General features: G+C 40.9%; 6 protein-coding genes and 1 rRNA gene. 5 read left to right on the forward strand and 2 right to left on the reverse strand.

Translation table 11 applies throughout. The features are described from left to right. Positions 1–2 precede the first annotated feature (2 nt). Positions 3–2,174, forward strand: a complete 2,172-nt coding sequence (rlmKL, locus tag FLL45_RS11865; RefSeq protein ID WP_142942215.1) for a bifunctional 23S rRNA (guanine(2069)-N(7))-methyltransferase RlmK/23S rRNA (guanine(2445)-N(2))-methyltransferase RlmL — start codon at positions 3–5, stop codon at positions 2,172–2,174. 48 nt (positions 2,175–2,222) lie between these two features. Continuing rightward, positions 2,223–2,480, forward strand: a complete 258-nt coding sequence (locus FLL45_RS11870; protein ID WP_142942216.1) for a glutaredoxin family protein — start codon at positions 2,223–2,225, stop codon at positions 2,478–2,480. A gap of 115 nt (positions 2,481–2,595) precedes the next feature. Here FLL45_RS11870 and FLL45_RS11875 read toward each other — a convergent pair whose 3' ends face one another. Both FLL45_RS11875 and FLL45_RS11880 read right to left on the reverse strand, forming a co-directional pair. Then, positions 2,596–3,042 carry a DUF4124 domain-containing protein gene (locus tag FLL45_RS11875; protein ID WP_142942217.1) on the reverse strand — a complete coding sequence of 149 codons (447 nt, stop codon included), beginning with the start codon at positions 3,040–3,042 and terminating at the stop codon, positions 2,596–2,598. A 95-nt stretch (positions 3,043–3,137) separates the two neighbouring features. Next, positions 3,138–3,413: a DUF3579 domain-containing protein gene (locus tag FLL45_RS11880; RefSeq protein ID WP_142942218.1), complete on the reverse strand. Its 276-nt coding sequence runs from the start codon at positions 3,411–3,413 to the stop codon at positions 3,138–3,140. 334 nt (positions 3,414–3,747) lie between these two features. Here FLL45_RS11880 and msrP point away from each other — a divergent pair, with 334 nt between their 5' ends. The 3 genes from msrP to FLL45_RS11895 all read left to right on the forward strand — a co-directional run. Continuing rightward, positions 3,748–4,695: a protein-methionine-sulfoxide reductase catalytic subunit MsrP gene (gene msrP, locus FLL45_RS11885; RefSeq protein ID WP_142942219.1), complete on the forward strand. Its 948-nt coding sequence runs from the start codon at positions 3,748–3,750 to the stop codon at positions 4,693–4,695. Positions 4,696–4,719: 24 nt separating this feature from the next. After that, positions 4,720–5,328, forward strand: a complete 609-nt coding sequence (locus FLL45_RS11890; protein ID WP_142942220.1) for a protein-methionine-sulfoxide reductase heme-binding subunit MsrQ — start codon at positions 4,720–4,722, stop codon at positions 5,326–5,328. A gap of 600 nt (positions 5,329–5,928) precedes the next feature. Then, positions 5,929–6,000, forward strand: a 16S ribosomal RNA gene (locus FLL45_RS11895); the annotation flags it as partial.

Raw genomic sequence — 6,000 nt, forward strand, 5'->3', positions numbered from 1 at the left:
TAATGCCGCATTTTATCGCTTCATGTGCGAAAGGTCTTGAATACCTCTTAAAAGATGAACTAGTCGAACTTGGCGCCAGTAATGTCAAAGAAGGCCTATCATTAGTTAATTTTGAGTGCGATTGGGCCACTACCTATAAAATCCTGCTGTGGAGTAGAATTGCCAGTAGAGTAATGTACCCACTGGCGAAATTTGAAGCGCTCGACGATGATGCGCTTTATCGTAACGTTTCAATTATTGATTGGTCCCAGCATTTAGCCCCTGGCGCGACATTGTTGGTCAATTCTCAGAGCTTCAAATCGAAGCTTTCTCATACTCAATTTGTGTCTCAGCGGGTTAAAGATGCAATCGTCGACTGGTTTAGAGATGAAGACATGGAGCGTCCGCAAGTTGCATTTGAGTCGCCCGATTTAGTGGTTCATTGTAAGATTCGACGCAACCAAGTCACGCTCTCAATTGATTTAGCGGGTGTTGGTTTGCACCAACGAGGTTACCGAATCCAGGGTGGAGCGGCACCTATTAAAGAAAATTTGGCTGCAGCATTATTGATGCGTTCTGGATGGGGTAATTCAAATAATCACCAGTTTTTAATCGATCCGATGTGTGGCTCCGGAACATTTCTTATCGAGGCAGCAATGATGAGATTAGATTATGCACCTGGATTGTTGCGCGATTATTTGGGGTTATTTGGTTGGCGTCAGTTTAACCAGAGTTTATGGGACTCCTTGATTGAGGAAGCTGAAAATAGAAAACAGAAAGCCATGCAAGAAACTTCAGTTTCCATTGAAGGAAGCGATGTTAACCCGAAAGCGGTCAGAAACGCGCAGATGAACGTCTCTCTAGCTGGATTAGAAGAGGTCATTAAAATTCATATCCGTGGTCTTGATCAATTTGATAAAGTGGATCTGCCTGACCGAGGTCAAATAATCGTTAATCCACCCTACAGTGAGCGGTTAGGGGAGCGACAAGAAGTTGTTCAGCTTTATCATCAATTAGGTGAGCTGTTCAAATCGAAGTTTAAAAACTGGAATGCATCAATTTTATCGGCAGATAAAGAGTTCGGACATGCCTTAGGCATTCGAGCCGACAAGATCTATAAGTTTAACAACGGTAGCATCCCTTGCGAACTCCTTAACTTGGTTGTCGAAGAGCAAAACTTTGTAAATCGAGTTGCTCACGATGCAGTGGATTTGGACTTCAAATCAAAGCTTTCAGCGCAGGGGATTCAGCTATGTAACAGGCTAGAGAAAAACTTGTCCAAGCTGAAAAAATACCTAAATAAGGAAAATATCACGTGTTTTAGAGTCTATGATGCGGACTTGCCAGAGTACAACGCTGCTATAGATGTATACGCGGACAAAATTCATATTCAAGAATACAGACCACCTAAGTCGGTTGACGACAAACTCGCGAGTAAGCGTCTCAAGGAGATTGAAAAGATTGCTGCAGGAGTATTTGAACAACCGTTAAATCATGTTTTTATCAAACAACGACGGCAGCAAAAAGGCGACTGGCAGTACACGAAAACGTCCCAGGCTGGTCATCCGGAAAATAACAAAAATTATTTTGAAGTCCTAGAAAGCGGTCGTAAATTTTTAGTTAATTTAGTGGATTATTTAGATACTGGATTGTTCCTTGATCATCGAGGGACACGAAATATGATCAGCAAATTATGTCCAGGAAAACGCTTTTTAAATTTATTTTGCTACACGGGAAGTGTTTCTGTTTACGCTGCGACAGCAGGTGCGAAGTCTGTTACTAGTGTTGACATGTCGAAAACTTATCTTGAGTGGGCTAAGAGAAATTTCAAGCTTAATAAGATTAATTTAAATAACCATTTTTTTATTCGCGAAGATTGTACTGCGTGGTTAGCTGAAGCGGTTGAGCGTAATGAAAAATATGACCTGATATTTTTAGATCCACCGACATTTTCAAATTCAAAAAAAATGGAAAGTCACTTTGATATCCAAAATGATCACAGTGCACTTATTGAACAGTCCATCAAACTGTTAAATCCGGGTGGAAAAATATTTTTTTCCAATAATTTTCAGAAGTTTGAAATGGCAGTGAGTTCATGTAGTGATTTTAAAGTTCAAGAAATCACCAAACAAACAACTACGCCTGATTTTTATCGACGGCCTTTACATCGTTGCTGGTTAGTGACTAAACTTTAAGTAGAATAAATCGAAGAGTTTAAAGTCTATCCAAGCTAGGTATTCGACATGAAAAATACGGTAAGTTTGTATACAACCGCCGGCTGCCATTTGTGTGAGCAGGCGGAGGCGATGTTTCTTTATTTGCAACAAAATCACGAACAAGTAAATAACAACTTTGAACTTCAAGAAATCGAAATTGCAAACAGCGAGGCATTGGTGGAACTTTACGGTGTGAGAATCCCTGTTTTGGCTGTGGGTGATAACGAGTTGGGTTGGCCTTTCGAACTAGAAGAGCTCGTTGATTGGTTATCGGCAAATAAATAACGACTGACTGAAACCGTAATTCAGAAACAGTTTCATTCAATCTTTTTAATTGGTTGACGGTTGAAAACAAAAAGAGCACCGAAGGTGCTCTTTTTTGATTCAGTGGTTATTGTGGCTAGTTTTGTGGCTCGGCTTCTTGTTGGCAATATTTTTGAACTTGAGCGTTCATTTGCTTAATTTTCTCAGCTTTCTCTTCGTCAGTCATTAGGCGCTTACCACCTTGGCCATCGTCTTGCGCAATACGAGCTGCGTTTTGTAAAACATCGAGATTTTGCTGTGCAATTTTGCAGTTTTCTTTTTTCCACGAGGTGTATGAGTCATCTGCTTCCGCTTCTATGGCTTCAGCTTGTTTCGCTGCCACGGGGGCTTGAGCTGGGGCACCTTTGTCCTTTGGCCTACGGACTCGTTCATAAGGAATCCCTGGTGCTGGCGGCCGTTCGGTATAGTGAACCATACCTTGCGTGTCCTTCCATTTGTATATGTATTGTTCTGCCGCTACTGATTTCGGGTTAAATGCCAAAACACCCACAGCGAGAACCGTAAGCAAAACGATATTTTTCATGAATAGGTCCTGTCGTCTATCTGATACCGATAATATAGACTCAAAAGGGGGTAAAAGTTAAGGTTTTTATTAAAATTTGTTTATTTTTGAGAAGCTTACTGCTGTTTTTCAGTTTGGAGGTTGTTCTTTTCTGCAAAGTGAATGACATCTTTCAGTAGGTCGATATGGTCCTCTTGGAGTTTTGCATCCACAATAACACATTTAATACCCTCAATTACCGCAGGGCGAAGTAGCGGAGAGTAATACATTCGTCGGTTTCGAAAAGTGCATAGATTACCGCATAGTCTCTCGGCCCAATCACTGGGTCTGAATTTACCACCTTCGGCAGTAACGCCTTTGAGGACTAAACGCTTAAAATCGACTTCAATCATGTATTAAAACTTCTCTTAAGTTCCAACGGTTTGCCGCGGGCATAATGACAGATTGCCTTTGATTGTCAATAGACGTAGATCAATATCCAATGGGTAGGCGAATCAACCCGTAATTATCGGCCCAAAGCGCTTTAACTTGAATTGGTAGATTCATTGGCTAAGTGTAGCAAATAAAATTTCAGTCGTTACTGATAACTCGTCAGTCAATCGTGTCAAAATGGGGACACAAGACGAAAAATTAGAGATCGGCTTGTAACAATATCGCGTATATTCAGTCGATACGTAAAGTCGTTTAATCAAATTTCCGCGAAGTAAGTTGCCTAGGGTGATAGTAATGAAGAAAAAGTTTTCAGAGTCACAAATAACGCCAGAAAATGTATTTTGGAATAGGCGAAAGTTTATCCAAAACTTTGCGCTTGCAGGCGCTTCGGCAAGTTATTTCGCGACGCTGCCTGTCGGCGCGACAAGCCAGGACTTAAGCGGTGATGGTCTAAAAGACGAATTGAGTAGTGAATATGTGATTACTCATCACAATAACTTTTACGAGTTCTCGACGAGCAAGAAAAAGCCTGCTGAAATGGCTAAGGATTTTAAACCCGGAAAAGATTGGAAAGTTGCAATTACAGGAGAGATAGACAAGCCTGGAACTTACACTTTAGAAGACATTCTTAGATGGGGGCAGGTTGAAGAGCGAATCTATCGATTCCGTTGCGTTGAAGGCTGGTCTATGGTTATTCCGTGGAGTGGCTTTGAGTTGAACGCAATTATCAACAAAGTAAAGCCAAATTCGAAGGCTAAATATCTAGAGTTTAAGACCTTGTACGATCCTAAGGTATTTCCGGGACAAAAGCGCGGCGTGTTTGGAATGCACACTTTGCCTTGGCCTTACACCGAGGGGCTGACCATTGAGGAGGCTGCTCATCCGCTAACATTAATGGCTACGGGGGTTTACGGAAAAGATCTGCCGGGACAAAACGGAGCGCCTTTGAGACTTGTTGTTCCGTGGAAATATGGCTTCAAAAGCATTAAATCTATCGTATCGATCCATTTCACTGACAAAAAGCCAGTGTCTACATGGACAGACAGACTACCTAATGAGTACGGTTTTTATGCGAATGTTAATCCGGAAGTGGACCATCCGCGCTGGAGCCAAGCGACTGAAAGGCGGATTACTGATGAATCATTCTTTGGCGTGAAGAAGATCCCAACATTAATGTTCAACGGTTATTCAGATGATGTCGCTTATTTGTACAAAGGTCTAGATTTACGTAAAAACTTCTAGTTAACTGATAGTTAAGGGATTAATTTGATTCCAGTAAATTCAATTGGCTTTAAAATAGTTAAGTTTTTGGCGCATATACTCTGTTGGGGGCCGTTTGGCTGGTTGTTTTACGCCGCAGCGAATGCTCAATTGGGCGGTGATCCGCAAGATGAGGTTTTACATCAGTTAGGCTACTGGGGAATGATCTTCCTTCTCCTGAGTTTAACAATGACACCACTAAAAAAACTGATAACAGGGGTTCCTTGGGTAAGATTTAGGCGAATGTTAGGACTATATGGCGCTTTTTATGGATTGCTCCATCTGACGATGTTTGTGGTTTTTCACCTTCAGTTTAGTTTTGCTGCTCTTTGGACTGAGATTGTAGAGCGTCCCTATATCACGGTAGGTATGTTAGCGATATTAGGGTTGATTCCTTTAGCCGTTACATCGACAAAATATTCTCAACGCAAACTTGGTAAGAATTGGAAAAAACTGCATTGGTTGGTCTATCCGATTATCGTGTTGGTACTCACGCATTACATTTGGCAGAGTAAGTCTGATTTAAATGGGCCGTTTATTTACCTTTCATGGATGATTGTTCTCCTGGGAATGAGACTTTATTCTTATTACAAAAACAAGAATCATTTCGCTTAAGCGGTCTGCAGTTAGACTTTCTGTGGTTAAAAAGGCACTGTTTGTGGTTCATCTCGACTATACTTTTTAAGCGCAGACTGATAGTTGCAAGTTTTTAGGTCTAAGCAGGGCTTGATTTGATTGTTTTTAATCCTTATTTAGAGCTTAATGGCAGGCTGGTTTTTAGTCGATTTGAGTAACAATTAAAGGCTAATATCGAGCATTCTAAAGCAATTGTAAATAAATCCTGAAATAGTGTTGACAGGGTACAGTTGGCCTGTATAATGCGCGCCCGCTCCGGACGAAAAGTCACATTGAAATCCGGTTAAAAATCAACCAATTAAAAAAGTTGTTAACTTTTAAGATAAAACGGTTGACAGGGTGTTTGAAGCTTGTATAATTCGCGCCCCAAGCTTGCTGAGCATGTCCTCAGGAGCGATGTTCTGAAACATTGAAGAAAAAGCAATCTGTGTGGGTACTCATTGATGAATTCACAGTGGTTTCGACCACATAATTTATCAAGAGATACACCATTGATTGATTTGAGATAGGTTACTTGATTTATCAAGTAATTTAATTTCCTAATTTAATCAGTATTCTTTTGAGCTATTTAAGAACTTTAAACTGAAGAGTTTGATCATGGCTCAGATTGAACGCTGGCGGTATGCTTAACACATGCAAGTCGAACGGCAG

The sequence above is a fragment of the Aliikangiella marina genome (assembly GCF_007004765.1).
Taxonomy (GTDB): domain Bacteria; phylum Pseudomonadota; class Gammaproteobacteria; order Enterobacterales; family Kangiellaceae; genus Aliikangiella; species Aliikangiella marina.

Bases quoted from the DNA above. Each gene is read 5' to 3' on its own strand.
- rlmKL (WP_142942215.1), top strand. From the start codon at position 3: ATGCCGCATTTTATCGCTTCATGTGCGAAAGGTCTTGAATACCTCTTA.
- FLL45_RS11870 (WP_142942216.1), top strand. From the start codon at position 2,223: ATGAAAAATACGGTAAGTTTGTATACAACCGCCGGCTGCCATTTGTGT.
- FLL45_RS11875 (WP_142942217.1), bottom strand. From the start codon at position 3,042: ATGAAAAATATCGTTTTGCTTACGGTTCTCGCTGTGGGTGTTTTGGCA.
- FLL45_RS11880 (WP_142942218.1), bottom strand. From the start codon at position 3,413: ATGATTGAAGTCGATTTTAAGCGTTTAGTCCTCAAAGGCGTTACTGCC.
- msrP (WP_142942219.1), top strand. From the start codon at position 3,748: ATGAAGAAAAAGTTTTCAGAGTCACAAATAACGCCAGAAAATGTATTT.